General features: G+C 71.3%; 20 protein-coding genes. 13 read left to right on the forward strand and 7 right to left on the reverse strand.

The features are described 5' to 3' along the window. Positions 1-7: 7 nt before the first annotated feature. The 6 genes from N1F89_RS03860 to ftsH all read left to right on the forward strand — a co-directional run bounded on the left by N1F89_RS03860 (position 8) and on the right by ftsH (position 7615). On the forward strand, positions 8-1015 hold the full coding sequence (locus N1F89_RS03860; RefSeq protein WP_290081609.1) for an energy transducer TonB: 1008 nt from the start codon (positions 8-10) through the stop codon (positions 1013-1015). A gap of 49 nt (positions 1016-1064) precedes the next feature. Then, positions 1065-2378 (forward strand): Tol-Pal system beta propeller repeat protein TolB, encoded by a 1314-nt coding sequence (gene tolB / locus N1F89_RS03865; protein ID WP_290081611.1) that lies wholly within the window; start codon positions 1065-1067, stop codon positions 2376-2378. Positions 2379-2559: 181 nt separating this feature from the next. After that, positions 2560-3063 (forward strand): peptidoglycan-associated lipoprotein Pal, encoded by a 504-nt coding sequence (gene pal / locus N1F89_RS03870; RefSeq protein WP_290081612.1) that lies wholly within the window; start codon positions 2560-2562, stop codon positions 3061-3063. Positions 3064-3191: 128 nt separating this feature from the next. Next, the gene (gene ybgF, locus N1F89_RS03875) at positions 3192-4211 is read left to right on the forward strand and encodes a tol-pal system protein YbgF (protein ID WP_290081615.1); all 1020 of its coding nucleotides are present in this window, start codon (positions 3192-3194) and stop codon (positions 4209-4211) included. Further along, complete coding sequence (gene tilS / locus N1F89_RS03880) at positions 4205-5569, forward strand: tRNA lysidine(34) synthetase TilS (protein WP_290081616.1); 1365 nt, start codon at positions 4205-4207, stop codon at positions 5567-5569. Before ybgF ends, tilS begins: the two co-directional genes overlap by 7 nt. A 105-nt stretch (positions 5570-5674) precedes the next feature. Further along, the gene (ftsH, locus tag N1F89_RS03885) at positions 5675-7615 is read left to right on the forward strand and encodes an ATP-dependent zinc metalloprotease FtsH (protein ID WP_290081618.1); all 1941 of its coding nucleotides are present in this window, start codon (positions 5675-5677) and stop codon (positions 7613-7615) included. A gap of 85 nt (positions 7616-7700) precedes the next feature. Here ftsH and N1F89_RS03890 read toward each other — a convergent pair whose 3' ends face one another. Beyond that, a complete protein-coding gene (locus tag N1F89_RS03890; RefSeq protein ID WP_290081621.1) occupies positions 7701-8333 on the reverse strand; it encodes a TetR/AcrR family transcriptional regulator in 633 nt (210 codons plus the stop codon). A 92-nt stretch (positions 8334-8425) separates the two neighbouring features. Here N1F89_RS03890 and N1F89_RS03895 point away from each other — a divergent pair, with 92 nt between their 5' ends. The 6 genes from N1F89_RS03895 (at position 8426) to N1F89_RS03920 (ending at position 15182) form a co-directional block, all read left to right on the forward strand. Further along, on the forward strand, positions 8426-9664 hold the full coding sequence (locus tag N1F89_RS03895) for a parallel beta-helix domain-containing protein (RefSeq protein ID WP_290081623.1): 1239 nt from the start codon (positions 8426-8428) through the stop codon (positions 9662-9664). A 1-nt stretch (position 9665) separates the two neighbouring features. Next, the gene (locus N1F89_RS03900; RefSeq protein ID WP_290081625.1) at positions 9666-10763 is read left to right on the forward strand and encodes an SO2930 family diheme c-type cytochrome; all 1098 of its coding nucleotides are present in this window, start codon (positions 9666-9668) and stop codon (positions 10761-10763) included. A gap of 178 nt (positions 10764-10941) precedes the next feature. Then, positions 10942-12294: a phosphoglucosamine mutase gene (gene glmM, locus N1F89_RS03905; protein ID WP_290081626.1), complete on the forward strand. Its 1353-nt coding sequence runs from the start codon at positions 10942-10944 to the stop codon at positions 12292-12294. A 225-nt stretch (positions 12295-12519) separates the two neighbouring features. Then, complete coding sequence (locus N1F89_RS03910) at positions 12520-13368, forward strand: outer membrane protein (protein WP_290081628.1); 849 nt, start codon at positions 12520-12522, stop codon at positions 13366-13368. Positions 13369-13651: 283 nt separating this feature from the next. Next, positions 13652-14512, forward strand: a complete 861-nt coding sequence (locus N1F89_RS03915; protein WP_290081630.1) for an outer membrane protein — start codon at positions 13652-13654, stop codon at positions 14510-14512. A gap of 439 nt (positions 14513-14951) precedes the next feature. Beyond that, positions 14952-15182 carry a hypothetical protein gene (locus N1F89_RS03920; protein WP_290081632.1) on the forward strand — a complete coding sequence of 77 codons (231 nt, stop codon included), beginning with the start codon at positions 14952-14954 and terminating at the stop codon, positions 15180-15182. Positions 15183-15190: 8 nt separating this feature from the next. Here the strand turns inward: N1F89_RS03920 and N1F89_RS03925 are convergent, their stop codons facing one another. Beyond that, positions 15191-15364: a peptide ABC transporter permease gene (locus tag N1F89_RS03925; protein WP_290081634.1), complete on the reverse strand. Its 174-nt coding sequence runs from the start codon at positions 15362-15364 to the stop codon at positions 15191-15193. Between the two features lie 161 nt (positions 15365-15525). Here N1F89_RS03925 and N1F89_RS03930 point away from each other — a divergent pair, with 161 nt between their 5' ends. Continuing rightward, the gene (locus N1F89_RS03930) at positions 15526-15846 is read left to right on the forward strand and encodes a hypothetical protein (RefSeq protein WP_290081636.1); all 321 of its coding nucleotides are present in this window, start codon (positions 15526-15528) and stop codon (positions 15844-15846) included. A gap of 19 nt (positions 15847-15865) precedes the next feature. Here the strand turns inward: N1F89_RS03930 and phoB are convergent, their stop codons facing one another. Genes phoB through pstC form a run of 5 tightly spaced genes read right to left on the reverse strand, consistent with a single transcriptional unit; the run spans position 15866 to position 21165 of the window. Further along, a complete protein-coding gene (gene phoB / locus N1F89_RS03935) occupies positions 15866-16555 on the reverse strand; it encodes a phosphate regulon transcriptional regulator PhoB (RefSeq protein WP_290081638.1) in 690 nt (229 codons plus the stop codon). 46 nt (positions 16556-16601) lie between these two features. Then, on the reverse strand, positions 16602-17309 hold the full coding sequence (gene phoU / locus N1F89_RS03940) for a phosphate signaling complex protein PhoU (protein WP_290081640.1): 708 nt from the start codon (positions 17307-17309) through the stop codon (positions 16602-16604). A 34-nt stretch (positions 17310-17343) separates the two neighbouring features. Further along, on the reverse strand, positions 17344-18159 hold the full coding sequence (pstB, locus tag N1F89_RS03945) for a phosphate ABC transporter ATP-binding protein PstB (protein WP_290081802.1): 816 nt from the start codon (positions 18157-18159) through the stop codon (positions 17344-17346). A gap of 14 nt (positions 18160-18173) precedes the next feature. Beyond that, positions 18174-19784, reverse strand: coding sequence for a phosphate ABC transporter permease PstA (gene pstA / locus N1F89_RS03950; RefSeq protein WP_290081642.1), 1611 nt, complete (start codon positions 19782-19784; stop codon positions 18174-18176). Continuing rightward, positions 19777-21165 carry a phosphate ABC transporter permease subunit PstC gene (gene pstC / locus N1F89_RS03955; protein ID WP_290081644.1) on the reverse strand — a complete coding sequence of 463 codons (1389 nt, stop codon included), beginning with the start codon at positions 21163-21165 and terminating at the stop codon, positions 19777-19779. The genes pstA and pstC overlap by 8 nt, the downstream gene beginning before the upstream one ends. Positions 21166-21191: the final 26 nt, after the last annotated feature.

The raw sequence follows: 21191 nt of genomic DNA on the forward strand, positions 1-21191 counted from the left end.
CGGCGCGATGAAGACCGGCCTCGTCACATCGGTGGCCCTGCATGCGGCCCTGATCGGCATCGGCCTCGTCTCGCTGCCGGCGCCGAAGGCGTTCGAGACGGCCGACGTCGAGGCGCTGCCGGTCGACATCGTGCCGATCGGCGCGATCACCCAGATGCAGGCCGGCGACAGCGCGGCCGAGCCCGCCGACACGCCGGCGCCGCAGCCGACCGAGCGGCCCGACACGGTGGAGGACGCGCGCACCGTGGGCGACAACGACGTCGACCTCGACACGCCGCCGACGCCGAACGAAAGCCCGCGCCCGGTGGAGAGCGCGGCGGCGCCGCCGCCCGAGCCCGAGCCGGCGCCGGAGCCCGACCCCGCGCCGGAGCCCGAACCCGCCCCGGCGCCCGCGCCGCAGGCCGAGGCCGAGCCGGCGCCGCCGCAGCCGGCGCCCGAGCCTGATCCGGTGGCCGAGACCATCGCCGAGGAGGCCGAGCCGGAGCCGCAGCCCGAGCCCGAGCCCGAGCCCGAGCGTGTGGCGCTGCCCGAAAGCGCGCCGGTGCCGCAGACGCGGCCGGAGCCGCCGCGGCCGCGGCCGCAGCAGACGGCCGACAGCGACAGCGCGTTCGACGAGGACCAGATCGCCGCGCTGCTCAACCAGGAGGACGACGCCGGCGGCGGCGCGCAGCGCTCGCGCCAGCAGGCCGCGCTGGGCGGCGAGCGCACCACCGCCGAGCAGCTCAGCCAGGGCGAGATGGAGGCGCTGCGCAGCCAGCTCAGCGGCTGCTGGAACATCCCGATCGGCGCGGAGGGCGCGGACGGGCTGCGCGCCTCGGTCGAGTTCAGCGTCGGCAGCGACGGGCGGATCGACGGCATGCCGCGGGTGGTCAGCTCGAGCGGCCACCGCCAGTTCGACGAGAGCGCGGTGCGCGCCATCCAGAAGTGCGACCAGCAGGGCCTGCGGCTGCCGGCCGGCAAGGCCGAGGTGTGGTCGCGCATCGTCGTCAACTTCGACCCCAGCGAGATGTTCTGAGACCCCAGTCCGACCACCGCGCGGGCGACCAGGAAGGCAAGGACCCCCAATGAGACGATCCCATCGCACGCTTCTCACCCTCTGCGCGCTCTTCGCCGCGTTCCTGACGGCGAGCCTGCCGGCGCGCGCGCTGGTCGAGATCGACGTCAACAAGGGCGTGGTCGAGCCGCTGCCGATCGCCGTCACCGAGTTCCTGTCGGCCGACGGCATGGGCGCGCAGATCGCCGCGGTCGTCGAGGCCGACCTGCGGCGCTCCGGCCTGTTCGCGCCGATCGACAAGGCCGCCTTCATCGAGAAGATCTCCAATCCCGACGTGGCGCCACGCTTCGAGGACTGGCGCGTGATCAACGCCCAGGCGCTGGTCACCGGCCGGGTGACGCAGGAATCCGGCGGCCGGCTGCGCGCCGAGTTCCGGCTGTGGGACACCTTCGCCGGCCAGCAGCTCGTCGGCGAGCAGTTCTTCGCCACGCCGGCCAACTGGCGCCGCGTCGCGCACATCATCGCCGACACGATCTACGAGCGGCTGACGGGCGAGAAGGGCTATTTCGACACCCGCATCGTCTACATCGACGAGTCGGGCCCGCGCGACCGCCGCGTCAAGCGACTGGCCATCATGGACCAGGACGGCGCCAACCACCGCTTCCTGTCTGACGGCCGGGCGATCGTGCTGACGCCGCGCTTCTCGCCGACGCGCCAGGAAATCACCTACATGTCCTACGAGAGCGGCCAGCCGCAGGTCTATCTCTTGCAGATCGAGACCGGGCAGCGCGAGCTCGTCGGCAACTTCCCCGGCATGACCTTCGCGCCGCGCTTCTCGCCCGACGGCCAGAAGGTCATCATGAGCCTGCTGCGCGACGACGGCAACTCGAACATCTTCACGATGGACCTGAGAAGCCGCAACACGACGCGGCTGACCAGCTCCAATTCGATCGACACCTCGCCGTCCTACGCGCCGGACGGGCAGCAGATCGTCTTCACCTCGGACCGCGGCGGCCGGCCGCAGATCTACGTGATGAACGCCGACGGCTCCGACCCGCGGCGCATCTCGTTCGGCAACGGCAACTACTCGACGCCGGTGTGGTCGCCGCGCGGCGACCTGATCGCCTTCACCAAGCAGTCGGGCGGCGAGTTCTCGATCGGCGTCATGCGCACCGACGGCTCGCAGGAGCGCATCCTGACCACCGGCTTCCTGCAGGAGGGACCGACCTGGGCGCCGAACGGGCGGGTGCTGATGTTCTTCCGCCAGCAGGCCGGCAGCGGCGGGCCGCAGCTCCACACGATCGACCTGACCGGCCGCAACGAGCAGCGCATCGACACGCCCAACTTCGCCTCCGACCCGGCCTGGTCGCCGCTGCTCGAATAGGGCGCAGACGCCGCGTTTCCGCCCCAATTGGCCCTACGGTGGCCGGGACGGGCCGTGGCCGGGGGACGATTCGGCCGGCGCGGCGCAACGATCCGTTAACCATCCGTCTTGAGGGGCGGTTAACCCACACGTGGTTACTGATCGTTGAACGGTTTCACTCGAATGCCAAGGAGAGGCGGCCATGCGCCGTATCGCAGCATTGACCCGCAGCCCGATGGCCGTGGCCCTGGTGGCCTCGCTCGCCCTTGCCGGCTGCGCTTCGAAGCAATCGGTGCCCAACACGGCCGCCGAGATCGGGCTCGACGGGGCGGCGACGCCCGGCTCGCGCCAGGAGTTCACCGTGAAGATCGGCGACCGCGTCTTCTTCGACACCGATTCCTCGGTGATCCGGGCCGACGCGCAGGCGACGCTGGCGCGCCAGGCGCAGTGGCTGCGCCAGTATCCGTCCTACTCGATCACCATCGAGGGCCATGCCGACGAGCGCGGCACGCGCGAGTACAACCTGGCGCTCGGCGCCCGGCGCGCGGCGGCCACCCGCGACTTCCTCGTCTCGCAGGGCGTGCAGGCCACGCGCATGAAGACGATCTCCTACGGCAAGGAGCGCCCGGTGGCGGTGTGCGACGACATCTCGTGCTGGTCGCAGAACCGGCGCGCGGTCACGGTGCTCAACGGCGCGGGAAGCTGACCCCGGCCGCCGTCCTGCGGCGCACAGAGGCGGCGGCATCAAAATTTGGCCGAAGTCTCGCGACCTGATAGAAGCCAATCGAGTGCGGCCGCGCGCCGCAGCCAATTGTCTTCAAGGGCGCGATCGACATGATAACGCGAACAGTCCTGAGCGGCGTCTTGGCGCTGCCGCTCCTGGCGGCCGTGGCAAGCCCGGCCGCCGCGCTCCGCGGCCCGGCCGACGGTGCACACGAGGCGCGGGCCGCGCTGGCCGCACAACCCGATCCGGTCCGCACGCCGCGTCCGGCGGCCGGGCTTCCGGACGGGTCGGACGCGCCGGTGCTGCTCGCCCAGGCGGTCGACCCGCGCGTCACCGCGCTGGAAGAGCAGGTGCGCCAGCTCAACGGCCGCATCGAGGAGCTCAACTTCCAGATCCTGCAGATGCAGGACCAGATGCGCCGCATGCAGGAAGACAACGAGTTCCGCTTCCAGCAGCTCGAGCAGCGCTCCGATGCCGGCGCCCCGGCCGGCGGCGAGGCGCCGCCGGCGACGGCGGCGCAGGAGGGCGCGCCGGCGGCCGGCGACGATGTCGCGGTGGCACGCGGCGAGCCCGAGCGCACCTTCGGCTCGATCACCTTCGATGCCGACGGCAACGTGGTGGGCGCGGCGCCGGGCGATCCGGCGCCGGCGGCCTCCGCGCCAGCAGAAGACGGGGCGGGCGCGGCCGCCGCCCCGCAGGGCTCGCAGGCCGCCGACCAGACCACCGTCGCAGCGCTGCCGCCGACCGACGACCCGGAAGAGCTCTACCGCAACGCCTACGAGTTCATCCTGTCGGGCGACTACCGCACGGCGGAGGCCGGATTCCGCGACCACATCGACCGCTTTCCCGGCGACCCGCGCGCCTCGGACGCGCATTTCTGGCTCGGCGAGGCGCTGCTCGGCCAGGACCGCTACCGCGACGCGGCCGAGGTCTTCCTGCGCGCCAACCGCGAGTATCCCGACGCGAAGAAGGCGCCCGACATGCTGCTCAAGCTCGGCATCTCGCTGGCCGCCATGAACCAGCGCGACGTCGCCTGCGCCACCTATGACGAGATCGGCAAGCGCTATCCCGGCGCCTCCGACGCGCTGCGCGAGCGCGTCCGGCAGGAACGGGCGCTGGCCGGGTGCTGACCCGGGCGCACGAGCCTCTTCCCGACCCCGGCCGCCTGTTCGGCGACCTCCACCTTGCAGGACGCACCACCGTCGTCGCCGCGGTGTCGGGCGGCGGCGATTCGCTCGCCCTGCTGCTGCTCTTCCAGGCCTATCTGGCGCGGCTCGCCGCGCCGCCGGCCCTCGTGGCCGTGACCGTCGACCACCGGCTGCGGCCCGGCTCGGGCGCGGAGGCGGAGGCGGTCGCGCGGCTGTGCGCGGCGCGCGGCATCGCCCACCGCACCGTCGCCTGGCGGGCGCGGCGGCCGGCGAGCGGCTTGCAGGCGGCCGCGCGCGCGGCGCGCCATGCGCTGCTTGCCGAAGCGGCCGGCGCGGCCGGCACCGACCTCGTGCTGACCGGCCACACCGCCGACGACCAGGCCGAGACGGTGGCCATGCGGGCCGGCCGCGGCGGCGGGCGCGGCATGGCCGGCATCGCGCCGGCGACGCTCTATGACGGCCGGGTGTGGTTCGTGCGCCCGCTGCTCGGCACGCGGCGGGTAGCGCTGCGCCGGGTGCTGCAGGCGCACGGCGTCGCCTGGCACGACGATCCGAGCAACCGCGACCCCGCCTTCGAGCGCGCCCGGCTGCGTGCCGCGCTCGACGAACCGGCGATCGCCGCCCGGCTGACCGAGGCCCGGCAGGCGGCGGCGGCGCGCCGCGGGCTCAACCGGTCGGCGGCGGCGCTGATCGACGCGGCGGCGGCGCGGGTCGCGCCGGGCCTCTTGCGTGTCGACCCGGCGGCGCTTGCGGGCGAGGCCGAGACGGCCGTCCACGCGCTGCGCCTGCTGCTCGCCGTGGCGGGCGGCCGCGACCAGCTCGCCGACCTGGCGCGCACCCGGGCGCTGGCCGCGCGGCTTGCCGCCGGGCCGTGCCGCGCCACCTTGTCGCGGGCGCTGGTCGTGCGCCGGCGCGAGGGCGTCTTCCTGCTGCGCGAGGCGCGCGGGCTGCCCGCCGTGCCGCTCGGCGCGGACCCGGTGGTGTGGGACGGCCGCTACCGGATCGCGCGCCGCGAGGCAGAAATCCCGCCGGCCGGCGGCGACGCAGCCACCATCGCCGCGCTCGGCCGGGTGCCGGTCCCGGCCGCGGCGATCGGCGACGGCGCTCCGGCCGCGCTGGCACGGGCGGCGATGGCGGCCGAACCGGCGCTGTGGCGCGGCGGCGTGTGCCTCGGCCCGACCGCCGGCCGCGCTGCGGTCGCGTGCACCCCGGTCACCGGGCCGTGGGTCCGCCATCTGCCGGCCTTCGACCTCGGCCCGGCGGCGGCGCTTGCGCGCCTCGTCGGCGCGCCGGAACCGCCCGCTTCGCCTTGGCGCGGACACATTGAACCGCTTGCTTAACCGAGACGGAGCGCCGCGCTTGGCAAGCCAGCGGGTGCTCCCTATGTTAGGCGAAACCACCTCACACGGACGGGGCCGCGCGCCGGCGCACCCAGCGGGACGCATATGAATCCGAACTATCGCAACTTCGCGCTGTGGGCGATCATCGCCGTTCTTCTCATCGCGCTGTTCAACCTGTTCCAGGCGCCGCAGCAGCGCACCGCCTCGCGCGACATCGCCTACTCGCAGTTCCTCGACGAGCTGTCGTCGGGCCGTATCGAGTCCGTGACGATCACCGGCGACCGCATCACCGGCACCTATGTCGACAGCTCCACCTCCTTCCAGACCTATTCGCCGGGCGACCCGACGCTGGTCGAGCGGCTGGAGGAGCGCGGCGTGACGATCAACGCGCGGCCGGAAAGCGACGGCTCCAACTCGATCCTCGGCTACCTGATCTCGTGGCTGCCGATGATCCTGATCCTCGCCGTGTGGATCTTCTTCATGCGGCAGATGCAGTCGGGCTCCGGACGCGCCATGGGCTTCGGCAAGTCGAAGGCCAAGCTCCTGACCGAGACGCACGGCCGCGTCACCTTCCAGGACGTCGCCGGCGTCGACGAGGCGAAGGAGGATCTCGAGGAGATCGTCGAGTTCCTGCGCGACCCGCAGAAGTTCCAGCGGCTCGGCGGCAAGATCCCGCGCGGCGTGCTGCTCGTCGGCCCGCCCGGCACCGGCAAGACGCTTCTGGCGCGCTCGGTCGCCGGCGAGGCGAACGTGCCGTTCTTCACCATCTCGGGCTCCGACTTCGTGGAGATGTTCGTCGGCGTCGGCGCCAGCCGCGTGCGCGACATGTTCGAGCAGGCCAAGAAGAACGCGCCCTGCATCATCTTCATCGACGAGATCGACGCCGTCGGCCGGCACCGCGGCGCCGGGCTGGGCGGCGGCAACGACGAGCGCGAGCAGACGCTCAACCAGCTGCTCGTCGAGATGGACGGCTTCGAGGCCAACGAGGGCATCATCCTGATCGCCGCGACCAACCGGCCCGACGTGCTCGACCCGGCGCTGCTGCGCCCCGGCCGCTTCGACCGCCAGGTGGTGGTGCCCAATCCCGACGTCGCCGGCCGCGAGAAGATCCTCAAGGTGCATGTGCGCAACGTGCCGCTGGCGCCGAACGTCGACCTCAAGGTGGTGGCGCGCGGCACGCCGGGCTTCTCCGGCGCCGATCTCGCCAACCTGGTCAACGAGGCGGCGCTGATGGCGGCCCGGCGCAACAAGCGCCTGGTCACCATGCAGGAGTTCGAGGACGCCAAGGACAAGGTGATGATGGGGGCGGAGCGCCGCTCGCACGTCATGACCCAGGAAGAGAAGGAGCTGACGGCCTATCACGAGGCGGGCCACGCCATCGTGGCGCTGCACGTGCCGTCGGCCGACCCGCTGCACAAGGCGACGATCATCCCGCGCGGCCGCGCGCTCGGCATGGTCATGCAGCTTCCCGAGGGCGACCGCTACTCGATGAGCTACAAGTGGATGGTCTCGCGGCTCGCCATCATGATGGGCGGCCGTGTCGCCGAGGAGATCAAGTTCGGCAAGGAGAACATCACCTCCGGGGCGGCCTCCGACATCGATCAGGCGACCAAGCTGGCGCGCGCCATGGTGACGCGCTGGGGCTTCTCCGACGAGCTCGGCCAGGTCGCCTATGGCGAGAACCAGGAGGAGGTGTTCCTCGGCCATTCCGTGGCGCGCCAGCAGAACATGTCGGAGGAGACGCAGCGCAAGATCGACGCCGAGGTGCGGCGGCTGATCGACGAGGCCTATGCCACCGCGCGGCAGATCCTGACCGACAAGAAGGACGAGTGGACGGCGATCGCCGAGGGCCTGCTCGAATACGAGACGCTGTCGGGCGACGAGATCCGCGCGCTGATCCGCGGCGAGAAGCCGTCGCGCGACATGGGCGACGACACGCCGCCCTCGCGCGGCTCGACCGTGCCCAAGGCCGGCGCCCGCAAGGAAGGCAAGAAGAAGGGCGGCGAGGAGCCGGACGCCGGCATGGAGCCGCAGCCGCAGGGTTGAGCCCGCCGCCTTCGCCAGAAAACGAGACGCCGCAGCCGCCGCTGCGGCGTTTTTCGTTTGGCAGAGGGTATGCGGCCGACGGCGGTCAGCCGTCGCCGGCGAGCGCCCGCTCGAGGGCGAGCAGCATGTGCGCCTCGATCTCGCCGCGTAGCGCCGCCCGGTCGGCCGGCTCCGGCGCCACGAGATAGAGGTCGACCAGCGTGCCGAGCAGAACCGCCATGAAGCGCAGCCGCTCCGGCGCCGGCGGCCCGCCGGCATAACGCGCGAGAAACGGCGCCAGCAGGTCGCCGGCCACCGACACCTCGTCGTTGCCGCCCTGGTCCTGGGCGATCGGGCGCAGCGCCCGCATGGCCGCCAGCAGCGGCGCGTGGGCCGGCTCGGCCTCGGCCGCCTCGAGATAGAGCGCCAGCACGCGGCGCGCCGCCCGGTGCACGTCGAGGCCGGCATCGAGCGTGTCGAGCGCCTGCCCGCAGCGGCGCACGATGCGCGTCACCGTGCCGTCATAGGCGGCCAGCAGCAGCGCCTCGCGGTCGGCGAAATAGCGGTAGATGGTGCCGACCGAGGCGCCGGTCTCGGCGGCGATGCGCGTGGTGGTGACGGCGTCGGCCCCCTCCCGCACGCAGACCCGCTCGACGGCGGCCAGCAGCGCCGCGCGCGTGGCCCGCGCCCGCGCCTGGCGCGGCTCCACCGTCCTGTCGCTGCCGTTCGGACTTCGCATGATAAATGAAACTCTTTCATGTTTCTTGACTCCCGTCCAGCACCGGCGCATCGTGGCCTGAGACAAACGGCCGCGGGCCGAGGGAGGACGTGATGAGGACAGGGATCGCCGCGGCGCTGGCCGCAGCGTTGACGCTCGGGGTTTCCGCCACCCCGCTGCTGGCGGCCGAGCTGACGGTAGAGCCGGGCGAGGGCGCCAACCAGCGGCTCATCGAGGCGCTGATCCTGGCTGAGCCGGGCGACACGGTGGCGATCGGCGCCGGCCGCTTCGAGCTCGTCGACGGGCTGTCGCTCGACGTCGACGACGTGACGGTGCGCGGCGCCGGGCCGGATGCGACGGTGCTCTCCTTCAAGGGCCAGACCGGAGCCGGCGAGGGGCTGCTGGTCACCTCCGACCGTGTGGTGCTGGAGGACTTCGCCGTCGAGGACACGCGCGGCGACGGCGTCAAGGCGAAGGGCTCCGACCAGATCACCTTCCGCAACCTGCGGGTCGAGTGGACCAACGGGCCGGACGCGGCGAACGGCGCCTACGGCGTCTATCCGGTGTCGTCGACGAACGTGCTGATCGATGGCGTGACGGTGCGCGGCGCCTCCGACGCCGGCATCTATGTCGGCCAGAGCCAGGACATCGTGGTGCGCAACAGCCGCGCCGAGTTCAACGTCGCGGGCATCGAGATCGAGAACTCCTTCCGCGCCGACGTCTACGGCAATGTCGCGACGCGCAACACCGGCGGCATCCTGATCTTCGACCTGCCCAACCTGCCGCAGCAGGGCGGCCACGACATCCGCGTCTTCGACAACGAGGTGGTCGACAACGACACGCCGAACTTCGCGCCGGAGGGCAACATCGTCGCCATCGTGCCGAAGGGCATGGGCATCATGGTGATGGCCAACCGCAACGTGCACGTCTTCGGCAACCGGCTGTCGGGCAACGGCACGGCGCATGTGCTGATCGCCGCCTATCCGGAGGACTACGACGACGACAGCTACATGTTCGTGCCGCGCGGCGTCTACGTGCACGACAACGAGTACGGGCCGGGCGGCGAGGCGCCGGACGGCGAGGTCGGCACGCTGATCTCCGACATCACCGGCACGCCGGTGCCCGACATCGTGTGGGACGGGGTGACGCGCATTCCGGAGTACTTCTCCTGGGTGGCGGCGCCGGACCGCATCTATGTCGAGGAGGCGGAGGGCACCACCTTCGCCAGCCTCAAGATGATCTCGCAGATGCTCTTGCCGTGGAGCGTGTCGCCCGACACCGACATCGCCGGCTATGCCGGCAGCCTGCCGGAGCCGGCGCCGGTCGAGCTGCCGCAGGACGGCGGCGCCTGACGTGACGGGCGCGGGCCGCGCAATCGCCCCGCTCGGCCGGGCCGCGGCGGGCGGCCTCGCCCTCGCCCTCGCGGTCGCTCTCGTGCTTGCCGCCGGCGCGGCGCCGGCACGGGCGGTGTCGGCCGAGGCGGTTCTCGCCGAGCGGCCGCCGCGGCTGTTGTCGGCCTTCGGCCTGTTCGCGGACCCGGCCGCGCAGGTGCCGGCGGCGGGCGTCGTGCCGTTCGCGCCGACCACGCCGCTGTTCACCGACCATGCGGTGAAGTTCCGCTTCGTGCACGTGCCGGAGGGCAAGGCGGCGCGCTATGACGGCGAGGAGGCGTTCGACTTCCCCGTCGGCAGCGTGCTGGTCAAGACCTTCGCCTTCGTGCGGCCCGACGCGCCGCAGGCGCGGCCGCGCCTCGTCGAGACGCGGCTTCTGCTGCGCCACGACGACGGCTGGCAGGCCTGGGCCTATCTGTGGAACGCGGCGCAGACCGACGCCGAGCTGACGATCGCCGGCGCGCGCGTGCCGGTCGAGACGCGCGACGCGGCCGGCCGGCCGGTCGCCTTCGAGCACGCGGTGCCCAACAAGAACCAGTGCAAGGGCTGCCACGCGCTCGACGGCGCGATCGTGCCGCTCGGCCCCAAGGCGCGCAACCTCAACGCCGTCTTCGCCTATCCCGACGGGACGACGGCCGACCAGCTCGCGCACTGGCGCGCGGCGGGCCTGCTCGAGGGCGGGCCGGCGCCGCAGGACGCACCGGCGGTGCCCGACTGGCGCGACGCCGGGGCGCCGCTCGACGCCCGCGCCCGCGCCTGGCTCGACGTCAACTGCGCGCACTGCCACCGGCGCGCCGGGCCGGCCAGCAATTCCGGCCTGTTCCTCACCTGGCAGGAGGACGATCCGGTGGCGCTCGGCATCGGCAAGCGGCCGGTCGCCGCCGGCCGCGGCTCGGGCGGCCGGCCCTTCGACATCGCGCCCGGCCGGCCCGACGAGTCCATCCTGCTCTACCGCGTGGAAAGCGTGGAGCCCGGCGTGATGATGCCGGAGCTCGGCCGCAGCTTGCCCGATCCGGAGGCGGTCGAACTGCTGCGCGCCTGGATCGCCGACATGCGCTGAGGCGGCCGTTAACCCGTCCTTACCGGAGTTTCGCTAGGGTCTGCGGCGGATCGGCAGACCCAGTGTCGCGCCCGTACCGCAACGTTTCACTTTCTCATAGAAAGTGATGCAAAACGGCCCGGATTCTGTGGCAATGAGGGCTTCGCGCGGGCAGCGACAGGAATCGGGGCGGGGACGCATGACGCGACGCTATTTCGGGACGGACGGCATCCGGGGACGGGCCAACAGATTTCCGATGACGGCCGAGGTGGCGATGAAGGTCGGCATGGCTGCCGGCCGCGCCTTCCAGAACGGCAGCCATCGCCACCGCGTCGTGCTCGGCAAGGACACCCGCCTGTCGGGCTACATGATCGAGAACGCGCTGGTCTCCGGCTTCTGCGCGGCCGGCATGGACGTCTTCCTGCTCGGCCCGATCCCGACGCCCGCCGTCGCCATGCTGGTGCGCTCGCTGCGCGCCGACATCGGCGTGATGATCTCGGCCTCGCACAACCCGTTCGAGGACAACGGCATCAAGCTGTTCGGCCCCGACGGCTACAAGCTGTCCGACAAGATCGAGGGGCGCATCGAGGCGATGCTCGACAAGGAGGTCGAGATCGCGCTGGCCGACGCCGACTCGCTCGGCCGGGCCAAGCGCGTCGACGGCGTGCACGACCGCTACATCGAGTTCGCCAAGCGCACGCTGCCGCGCTCCATGTCGCTGGCAGGCCTGCGCATCGTCGTCGACTGCGCCAACGGCGCGGCCTACAAGGTGGCGCCGGCCGCCCTGTGGGAGCTCGGCGCCGAGGTGGTGACGATCCACAACGAGCCGAACGGCCTCAACATCAATCTCGACTGCGGCTCCACGCACCCGGCCAGCCTGGCCAAGAAGGTGCACGAGGTGCGCGCCGACATCGGCATCGCGCTCGACGGCGACGCCGACCGCGTGGTGATGGTCGACGAGAACGGCAACGTCATCGACGGCGACCAGATCATGGCGCTGATCGCCCAGTCCTGGCACGAGAGCGGCCGGCTGGCCGGCGGCGGCGTGGTCGCCACCGTGATGTCCAATCTCGGGCTGGAGCGCTTCCTCGGCGATCTCGGCCTGGCGCTGCACCGCACCAAGGTGGGCGACCGCTACGTGGTCGAGCACATGCGCGCGCACGGCATGAATGTCGGCGGCGAGCAGTCGGGCCACATGGTGCTGTCGGACTTCTCGACCACCGGCGACGGCCTCGTCTCGGCGCTGCAGGTGCTGGCCTGCATCAAGCGCCAGAACAAGCCGGCGAGCGCGGTGTGCCGCAAGTTCGAGCCGGTGCCGCAGGTGCTGGAGAACGTGCGGGTGAGCGGCGACCAGCCGCTCGAGAGCGCGCCGGTCAAGGAAGCAATCGAGGAAGGCCGCGCCCGCCTCGGCGACCATGGCCGGCTGGTGATCCGCCCGTCGGGCACCGAGCCGCTGATCCGCGTGATGGCCGAGGCCGACGACATCGCGCTGGTGCGCGCCGTGGTCAAGGACATCGTCGGCGCGATCGCCGGCGCCAAGACGGCGGCCTGATTCGCCGCAGCGGACCGCAGCACGGCCCGCTTGTTCATCGCCATGCGGCCGCATGGCGGCCGATCTACAGCAATCTCTTGCACTGCTGGCAAGAAAATCCGCTTTTCGGCATGGTTAAGCGTTAGGGTTAAGTCCGGCTTAACCTTTCCCGTCCAATTTTCCTCATCGAGTTCAACCGAATGCGGCGTCCGTGGTCGATGCGGGGCCGAGCAAGGGATGGGAATGATGCTGAAGACCGTGAAGCCGCTGCTGATCGCTGCCGTCTTCGCCACGGCTTCGGCGGCCCAGGCCGCCGATCTCTACGAGCCGCCCGTGGTCGAGGTGCCGCCGCCGGAGATCGTCTACAAGGAGGTCTCCTACGGGGGCTGGTACCTGCGCGGCGACATCAACTACCACTGGAGCCAGTGGCGCAACGCCGACTACATCACCTATGGCTGCTGCGGCGTCGTCGATCCCGGCGTCAAGACCTTCGACAGCGGCGAGCTGAAGGGCGCGCTGTCGCTCGGTGCCGGCGTCGGCTACCAGATCAACCGCTACCTGCGCACCGACCTGACCGCCGACTACTGGTTCAACGCCGACTTCACCGGCACCACGTCGGGCACCTGCGGCGGCGTGCCGTGCGCCTCGATCGACAAGGCCTCCTACAGCGCGCTCGTGCTTCTGGCCAACGCCTATGCCGACCTCGGCACCTACTACGGCATCACGCCGTATGTCGGCGCGGGCATCGGCGGCGTGCGCATGAAGTGGGACGACCTGGAGAACGACATCGGCGGCGTCGTCACCAAGCACAAGGGCTCGCACAACTGGCGCTTCGCCTGGGCGCTGATGGCCGGCGCCTCCTACTGCCTGACCGACCGCCTGGCGCTCGACGTGGGCTACCGCTTCACCCGCATCGCGGCCGGCCGCATGTTCGAATACGCCAACGGCGTCGGCCCCGGCCGCGATCGCGGGCTCAACGTACACGAGGCGCGCGCCGGTGTGCGCTACCAGTTCGGCGGCGGCAATGCCGGCTGCCAGGAGCCCGAGGTGGTCGCCTACGAGCCGCCGCCCTACGAGCCGCCGGTCTACAAGTAGCCGGCAGCAGCAACGCTTCGCGCCGCCCGGCCCCTGGCCGGGCGGTTTGCTTTTGTCCGGGTCGCCGGAGCCCGATCCGCGCTTCACGGAATCGCAGAGCGGCTCCAAGTTGCTGTTTTCGCGTTTGCGGACGGCGAACCGGCGTCCGCTTCGCCTGGAAACGCTGCAAAGCCGCTTTACCGGGCATTAGCCTTAACCGCGACTTAACCCTCATGGTTAACACTGGCTCCGAACGCGGCATCCGGCCGGCCTTCCGGCGCTGCCGTCCTCATGGAGTCTCGCGATGCGCCACACCGCTCTTCTTCTCGCTTCCGCCGCAGGCCTGGCGCTTGCGGCGCCGGCCATGGCGGCCGACTACGACCCGCCGCTGGTCGACTACGACCCGCCCGTCTACGAGCAGGCGCCGGAATACGTGCCCGTCGAAATCGGCTCCGGCTGGTATCTGCGCGGCGACATCGGCTATTCGCTCAAGACGAAGGCGCATGGCGACTTCACCTACCGCACCTACGATCCGGTCGCCGGCACCTATGGCGCCGACCGCTTCGACACGGCCCGGCTGGCCGACGATTTCAGCTTCGCCGTCGGTTTCGGCTACGCCTTCACCGACTGGCTGCGCGCCGACGTGACGGCCGAGCGCTTCGGCACCAGCTTCACCGGCACCACGACGAGCCCGGCGCCCTGCCTGCCCGATCCGGCCTATGCCGGCACCACCTGCCGGTCGGAGGACGGCGCCGACATGACCGCCTATGCGGCGATGCTCAACGCTTATGTCGACCTCGGCACCTATGTCGGCATCACGCCCTATGTCGGCGCCGGCGCCGGCGTCAGCTACGTCGACTGGGATACGCTCAACAGCGGCATCTACTGCGCCGGCGCCGGCTGTCCCGCCGCCTATGTCGCCGATGCCAGCCACCCGGGCGAGGCGAGCTGGCGCTTCACCTACGCGCTGATGGCCGGCCTGGCCTACGACGTTACCGACAACCTGAAGGTCGATCTCGGCTACAAGTACCGGCGCGTGGCCGACGGCGCGATGTTCGGCTTCGACGCGGCGACCGCCGCGGCCGGGGCGAGCGGCACGCAGGGCCGCGATCCCGGCTTCAGCCAGCACGAGGTGCGCGTCGGCCTGCGCTACGAGCTCTGGTAGGCGCCACGCCCACCTGGACGACGCGGCGGCGGGCCGGCCGCCCGCCGCGGCCCGCCGTGCCACCCGAAGCGGCGGCGAATCCGCTCGCCGGGGCTTGTTTCGGGCGGCGGAAAGGCTAAGTGTTTCTGAGGACGAGCCTGCGCGACGATCCGTCTTTCGCGCCGCGAGGCGGCGCCGTTCCTGATCTTCCTTCCGATCGCGGTCGAGGGCGCGCGTCGGGTCCGCGGCCCGGCGCAGGCGAGGCCATCCGGCTGCACCATGCCCCATGCACGATCGGAAGACCGCTGCTGCGGCCCGGATGCGGCCAACAGGTCCGCGCGCCCGACGGTTTCCGGTCGGCGGCCGCGGATCAAGGGCGCCGGATCGCGGCGCTGGCGGGGGCCGGCCCGATAGCCGGCCTGCTGCGTTTGCGGCTCACGCAGCCGAGAAAGGAGCCGATATGGCGCTGACCAAGGACACCCTGTTCCGCACCCCCTCGCGGGCCGAACAGAAGCAGGCGACCACCGACAGCATCGCCCGCTCGATCGTCGATGCCGAGACGGCGGCGCGCGAGGCGAAGTCGGAACGCCTCAGGAAGGCGCGCCTCGAGCGGGAAGCCGCCGAGCGCGAGGCGGCGGCGGAGCGCCCGGCGGCCAAGCCGCGCCCCCGCGCCAAGTCGCGCCGCGGCTAAGGCGGCTTTCAGGCGAACCAGGCGAGCAGCGCGCCGAGCACCACCAGGCCGGCCAGCCCGAGGATGAAGACGCGGCGCTGCCACGGGCGGCGCAGCACGATGTGTCCCTGGCTGGTGTCGCGGCCGGAAAAGGTGCGCGGTTCGGGTTCCCGACCCGCCTTGTCGTTGCCGTCGTCGCTCATCGCGGTGGCCTCCGTCTCGTGTCGGGATCAACGGCACGAGGGCCTCGTCGTTCCGCCGGCGTCGCGGACGGAACCGGGCGCGGCGGCGGGTCGTTGCGACCTGCGACGGCGCAAGCCGCCGGCGACCCCGGCCGGCCGCCGCGACAGAGGAGACAGCGCCGATGACAGAGACCCGCATGCTGACCGACCACGAGGAGATCCGCACCTGGGCAGCCGCGCGCGGCGGCGCGCCGGCCGTGCGCGAGCCGCATCCCGCGCATGCCGGGGACGCGCCGACGCTGCTTCTCGTCTTCGGCCAGCAGGCCTATCAGGACCAGGACGTCGGCCACGACCGGGCCGACACGGTGGCCGGCCCGCAGCTCGTCGAGTGGGACGAATGGCTGGCGATCTTCGACCGGCGGCGCCTCGGCCTGGTGGTCGCCGCCGAGACGCCCGGCCAGCGCTACGAGTTCCACGAGATCGTCGCGCGCGGCGACGGCTGAACCGCCCGGCGGCTCGGTCTCACGCCTCGCGGATGGCGTAGCCGGCGCCGCGGATGGTGCGGATCACGTCCGGCAGGCGGCCCTGGTTGACCGCCTTGCGCAGCCGTCCGACATGGACGTCGACGGTGCGCTCGTCGATGTAGATCGTCTCGCCCCACACATTGTCGAGAAGCTGGCTGCGCGAGAAGACGCGGCCGGGGTGCTGCATCATGAACTCGAGCAGGCGAAACTCCGTCGGACCGAGGCGGATCTCGCTCTTGCGCCGGTAGACGCGATGCGATTCGCGGTCGAGCATGATGTCGCCGACGCGCAGCACCGTCGACAGCACCTCCGGCTTGGCGCGGCGCAGCAGGGCGCGCACGCGGGCGATGAACTCCGGCGTGGAGAACGGCTTGACGAGGTAGTCGTCGGCGCCCGTCGACAGGCCGCGCACGCGGTCGCTCTCCTCGCCGCGCGCCGTCAGCATGATGATCGGCAGGCGCTCGGTCTCCGGCCGCATGCGCAGCCGGCGGCACAGCTCGATGCCGGAGACGGCCGGCACCATCCAGTCGAGCACCAGCAGGTCCGGCACATGCTCCTGCAGCCGCAGCTCGGCTTCGTCGCCGCGCGTCACCACCTCGACCTCGTAGCCCTCGGCCTCGAGGTTGTAGCGCAGGAGCACGCATAGCGGCTCCTCGTCCTCCACCACCATGATCTTGGGAGCAATCATTTCCCGCCGGTCCTTCGGTATCGCCGTCTTGGCCGCCGCGCGCCGCTCAGTCCGCCGAGGCGGAGATCTGCGTCTCGTCGAGCCGCGGCCGCTGCACGGGGAGCTGGTCGCCGGTCATCACGTAGTAGGCGTTCTCGGCGATGTTGGTGACGTGGTCGCCGATGCGCTCCAGGTTCTTGGCGCAGAACAGGAGATGCGTGCAGGCGGTGATGTTGCGCGGGTCCTCCATCATGTAGGTCAGCAGCTCGCGGAACACCGAGGTGTACTCGACGTCGATCTGCTCGTCGTCGTCGCGCAGCCGCACCAGCGCCTCCGCGTTGCGCGCCACATAGTGGTCGACCACCGCCTTGACCTGGCGCAGCACCATCTCCGCCATGGTGTTGATCGAATGGGCGAGGTCGCGCGGCGGCGCGCTCTGGCCGACCGCGCCGACGCGCTTGGCGATGTTCTTGGCCAGGTCGCCGATGCGCTCGAGATCGGAGCCCATGCGGATGGCGCCGACCACCGAGCGCAGGTCCTGCGCCATCGGCTGGCGCTTGGCGATCAGCGTGATGGCGCACTCGTCGAGCTCGCGCTGCTTGGCGTCCATCACCGCGTCGTCGGAAATCACGCGCTGGGCGAGCGGCACGTCGGAATCGAGCAGGGCGCCGGTGGCCGCCTGCGTCATCGCGCCGGACAGGTCGCCCATGTCGCGGATCAGCCGGTCGATGTGCTCCAGCTCCTCGTCGAAGGAGGTGACGGTGTGCTCGCCCATGAATGTCGTCCTTTCAGCGGATCGCGGCGCCGGCTCAGCCGAAGCGGCCGGTGATGTAGTCCTGCGTCCGCTTGTTCTCGGGATTGGTGAACATCTTGTCGGTCGGCCCCTCCTCGACGAGGTAGCCGAGATGGAACATGGCGGTGCGCTGCGAGACGCGCGCGGCCTGCTGCATGGAGTGGGTGACGATGACGATCGTGTAGTTCTCGCGCAGCTCGTCGATCAGCTCCTCGACCTTGGCCGTGGCGATCGGGTCGAGGGCCGAGCACGGCTCGTCCATCAGGATCACCTCGGGCGACACGGCGATGGCGCGGGCGATGCACAGGCGCTGCTGCTGGCCGCCGGAAAGCCCGGTGCCGGGCTCGGCCATGCGGTCCTTCACCTCCTCGAACAGGCCGGCCCGCTTCAGGCTGTCCTCGACGATGCCGTCGAGCTCGCTCTTGGAGCGCGCCAGGCCGTGGATGCGCGGGCCGTAGGCGACGTTCTCGTAGATCGACTTGGGAAACGGGTTCGGCTTCTGGAACACCATGCCGACGCGCGCCCGGAGCTCGACGACGTCGATCCGCGGGTCGTAGATGTCCTGGCCGTCGAGCGTGATGTCGCCCTCGACGCGGCAGATGTCGATGGTGTCGTTCATCCGGTTGAGGCAGCGCAGGAACGTCGACTTGCCGCAGCCGGACGGGCCGATCAGCGCCGTCACGTGGTTCTCGCGGATGTCGAGCCCGACGTCGAAGAGCGCCTGCTTCTCGCCGTAGAAGACGTTGACGCCGGTGCCGCGCATCTTGACGCGGGTCTTGTCGGCGTGCGGATCGAGGGCCTTTTCGGTCGCCGCTTCTGTCAGCATGTTCATATCCTTCAGCTCCATCACCAGCGCCGCTCGAAACGCTTGCGCAGCACGACCGCGATCGCGTTCATCAGGACCAGAAACGCCAGCAGGATCAAAATAGCCGCCGACGTCTTCTGCTGAAAGGCGGGCTCCGGAAAGTCCGCCCACATGAAGATCTGCACCGGCAGCACGGTGGCCGGATCGGTGAAGCCGCCCGGCACGTCGACGATGAAGGCGACCATGCCGATCATCAAAAGCGGCGCGGTCTCGCCGAGCGCCTGGGCCATGCCGATGATGGTGCCCGTCAGGATGCCGGGCATCGCCAGCGGCAGCACGTGGTGGAACACCGTCTGCACCTTCGAGGCGCCGACGCCGAGCGCGGCCTCGCGGATCGACGGCGGCACGGCGCGCAGCGCGGCGCGCGCGGCGATGATCATGGTGGGCAGCGTCATCAGCGCCAGCACCATGCCGCCCACCAGCGGAGCCGAGCGCGGCAGGTTGAACCAGTTGAGGAACACGGCCAGGCCGAGCAGGCCGAAGACGATCGACGGCACGGCGGCGAGGTTGTTGATGTTGACCTCGATGATGCCGGTCAGCCGGTTCTTCGGCGCGAACTCCTCGAGGTAGATCGCCGCGGCGACGCCGATCGGAAAGGACAGCGCCAGCGTGACCAGCATGGTCAGCGCCGAGCCGACGACGGCGCCCCAGATGCCGGCCATCTCCGCCTCGCGGCTGGCGCCGCTCGACAGGAAGATGGTGTTCCAGGTGGTCTGCGTCAGGCCGCGCTCGGCCAGGCCGTCGATCCACACCACCTCCTGGTCGGTGATCTTGCGCTGGCCTTCCGGGGTGGCGATGACGCGCAGCCCGGCCTCGCCGTCGGCCGCCGTCGCCGCGTCGGCCAGCGGCCGCAGCACGGCGGCCTCGGCGCGCGCGCCGTCGTCGGCCGGCGCCACGCCGGTCAGCTTGAAGACGCCGCTGTCGAGGCGCACGAGCAGCGAGGCGGTCGAGGCCGTCAGCGCCAGCGCGCCGTCCTCGCCGGCCGTCGCGCCGGCCTCCCGCGCGCGGTCGAGGATGGCGGCGTCGGTGAAGGCGAGCGTGGCCGCGCCCTCCTCCACGGTCGCCCGCACGGTGCCGGCCAGCCGCTGGACCCTGCCCTCCTCGGCGAGCAGGCCCTTGAGATAGAGGTCGGCGAAATCGTCGAGCGGCAGCGCCACCTCGACCGTGCCGCCGAGCGGCACGTCGCCGTCGACCACACGGTCGCGCAGCAGCGGCGGGGCGCCGCTCGAGATCAGACCGCGCGCCAGCCGGCGCTCCTGGCGGCCCGTCACCGCGGGAAACTGCGCCAGGATGGCGTCGTTGACGATGCCGTCATAGTTGGCCGCGCCGGGATCGGCCGGGTCGACGCGCTCGGCCGACAGGTCGACCGGCAGCGTCACGTAGTTCATGCGGAAGGCCGGCAGCGCCTGCGCGACGATGGTCGACAGCAGGATGAGCAGGAACAGGGCGGCGAGCGCCACGGCGCCGGCGCCGAGCCACTTGAAGCGTGCCTCCGCGCGGTAGCGGCGGCCCAGCCGCTGCTTGGCGGCCTCGGAGGTGTGCAGGCCGGTCCGGCCGTCCGTTTCGCCGGCGGTCGAGGTCAGGTCACTCATATTGCTCTCGGTATTTCTTCACCACGCGCAGCGCGATGATGTTGAGGGCGAGCGTGGCGCAGAACAGCACCAGGCCGAGCGCGAAGGCGGCAAGCGTCTTGGCGCTGTCGAACTCCTGGTCGCCGACCAGCAGCGTGACGATCTGCACGGTCACGGTGGTCACCGCCTCGACCGGGTTGATGGTCAGGTTGGCGGCGAGCCCGGCGGCCATGACGACGATCATCGTCTCGCCGATGGCGCGGCTGACGGCCAGAAGCAGGGCCGAGACGATGCCGGGCAGGGCGGCCGGCAGCACCACCTTGCGGATCGTCTCCGACTTGGTGGCGCCGAGGCCGGCAGAGCCGTCGCGCAGCGACTGCGGCACCGCGTTGATGACGTCGTCGGACAGCGACGAGACGAAGGGGATGATCATGATGCCCATCACCACGCCGGCGGCGAGGGCGGATTCGGAGGCGACGTCGAGACCGAGCGCCTCGCCGGAGCGGCGGAAGAAGGGCGCCACGGTGAGCGCGGCGAAGAAGCCGTAGACGACGGTCGGGATGCCGGCGAGGATCTCCAGCATCGGCTTGGCGACGGCGCGCACGCGCCGCGAGGCATAGTCGGACAGGTAGATCGCCGACATCAGCCCGACCGGGGCGGCGACCAGCATGGCGATCACCGTGATGAGCAGCGTGCCGGCGAACAGCGGCACGGCGCCGAAGATGTCGGTGTTGACCGCGCCTTCCTCCGCGCCGGCGCCGGTGAAGGCGCTCTGCGGGCTCCAGTGCGTGCCGAACAGGAACTTGTAGATCGGCACCTGCTGGAAGAAGCGCAGCGATTCGAAGATCAGCGACAGCACGATGCCGATGGTCGTCAGGATGGCGACCACCGAGCACAGGATCAGGAAGCCGCGCACGGTGCGCTCCACCATGTGGCGGGCGCGGAAGGCGGGCGCGATGCGGGCGATGCCGTAGAGATAGCCGGCGGCGGCGAGCGCCAGCGACAGGACGACGGCGATCCGGACGCTCCAGCCGTGCAGCGTGCCAAACAGCGCGGCCGCCGCCTCCTTGGTCTCGTCGGGAAAGCCGGCGATGCCGCCGAAGGCGATGGCGCGGGCGTCGCGGATGAAGGCCTGCACCTGCGGCAGGCTCATCTCGGCGACCTCGGCGGCGAAGCGCGCGCGCACGATGGAGGCCTCGATCGCCGGCGTCACCAGGCTCCACAACACGAGGAGAAGCAGCGCCGGCACGCAGGACAGCAGCGCCAGGTAGAGGCCGTGCTGGCTCGGCCGCGAGTGCAGCCGCGCCACGTCGCCCTCGACCGAGGCGACGGCGCGCCGGTGGCCGGCGTAGAAGGCGACGACGAACAGGCCGAGGAGAGCGAGGACGAGGTAGCCGATCATGGCGATGCGCTGCTTCCGTGGATCAT

This window comes from Aquibium sp. A9E412 (genome assembly GCF_030398335.1).
GTDB lineage: Bacteria > Pseudomonadota > Alphaproteobacteria > Rhizobiales > Rhizobiaceae > A9E412.

What these genes read in the sequence shown, in the direction of transcription:
- N1F89_RS03920 (WP_290081632.1), top strand. Translation starts at nt 14,952, where the DNA reads ATGGCGCTGACCAAGGACACCCTGTTCCGCACCCCCTCGCGGGCCGAA.
- ftsH (WP_290081618.1), top strand. Translation starts at nt 5,675, where the DNA reads ATGAATCCGAACTATCGCAACTTCGCGCTGTGGGCGATCATCGCCGTT.
- ybgF (WP_290081615.1), top strand. Translation starts at nt 3,192, where the DNA reads ATGATAACGCGAACAGTCCTGAGCGGCGTCTTGGCGCTGCCGCTCCTG.
- phoB (WP_290081638.1), bottom strand. Translation starts at nt 16,555, where the DNA reads ATGATTGCTCCCAAGATCATGGTGGTGGAGGACGAGGAGCCGCTATGC.
- N1F89_RS03925 (WP_290081634.1), bottom strand. Translation starts at nt 15,364, where the DNA reads ATGAGCGACGACGGCAACGACAAGGCGGGTCGGGAACCCGAACCGCGC.
- N1F89_RS03915 (WP_290081630.1), top strand. Translation starts at nt 13,652, where the DNA reads ATGCGCCACACCGCTCTTCTTCTCGCTTCCGCCGCAGGCCTGGCGCTT.
- N1F89_RS03930 (WP_290081636.1), top strand. Translation starts at nt 15,526, where the DNA reads ATGACAGAGACCCGCATGCTGACCGACCACGAGGAGATCCGCACCTGG.
- pstC (WP_290081644.1), bottom strand. Translation starts at nt 21,165, where the DNA reads ATGATCGGCTACCTCGTCCTCGCTCTCCTCGGCCTGTTCGTCGTCGCC.
- N1F89_RS03910 (WP_290081628.1), top strand. Translation starts at nt 12,520, where the DNA reads ATGCTGAAGACCGTGAAGCCGCTGCTGATCGCTGCCGTCTTCGCCACG.
- N1F89_RS03895 (WP_290081623.1), top strand. Translation starts at nt 8,426, where the DNA reads ATGAGGACAGGGATCGCCGCGGCGCTGGCCGCAGCGTTGACGCTCGGG.
- glmM (WP_290081626.1), top strand. Translation starts at nt 10,942, where the DNA reads ATGACGCGACGCTATTTCGGGACGGACGGCATCCGGGGACGGGCCAAC.
- pstA (WP_290081642.1), bottom strand. Translation starts at nt 19,784, where the DNA reads ATGAGTGACCTGACCTCGACCGCCGGCGAAACGGACGGCCGGACCGGC.
- phoU (WP_290081640.1), bottom strand. Translation starts at nt 17,309, where the DNA reads ATGGGCGAGCACACCGTCACCTCCTTCGACGAGGAGCTGGAGCACATC.
- N1F89_RS03890 (WP_290081621.1), bottom strand. Translation starts at nt 8,333, where the DNA reads ATGCGAAGTCCGAACGGCAGCGACAGGACGGTGGAGCCGCGCCAGGCG.
- tolB (WP_290081611.1), top strand. Translation starts at nt 1,065, where the DNA reads ATGAGACGATCCCATCGCACGCTTCTCACCCTCTGCGCGCTCTTCGCC.
- pal (WP_290081612.1), top strand. Translation starts at nt 2,560, where the DNA reads ATGCGCCGTATCGCAGCATTGACCCGCAGCCCGATGGCCGTGGCCCTG.
- N1F89_RS03860 (WP_290081609.1), top strand. Translation starts at nt 8, where the DNA reads ATGAAGACCGGCCTCGTCACATCGGTGGCCCTGCATGCGGCCCTGATC.
- pstB (WP_290081802.1), bottom strand. Translation starts at nt 18,159, where the DNA reads ATGAACATGCTGACAGAAGCGGCGACCGAAAAGGCCCTCGATCCGCAC.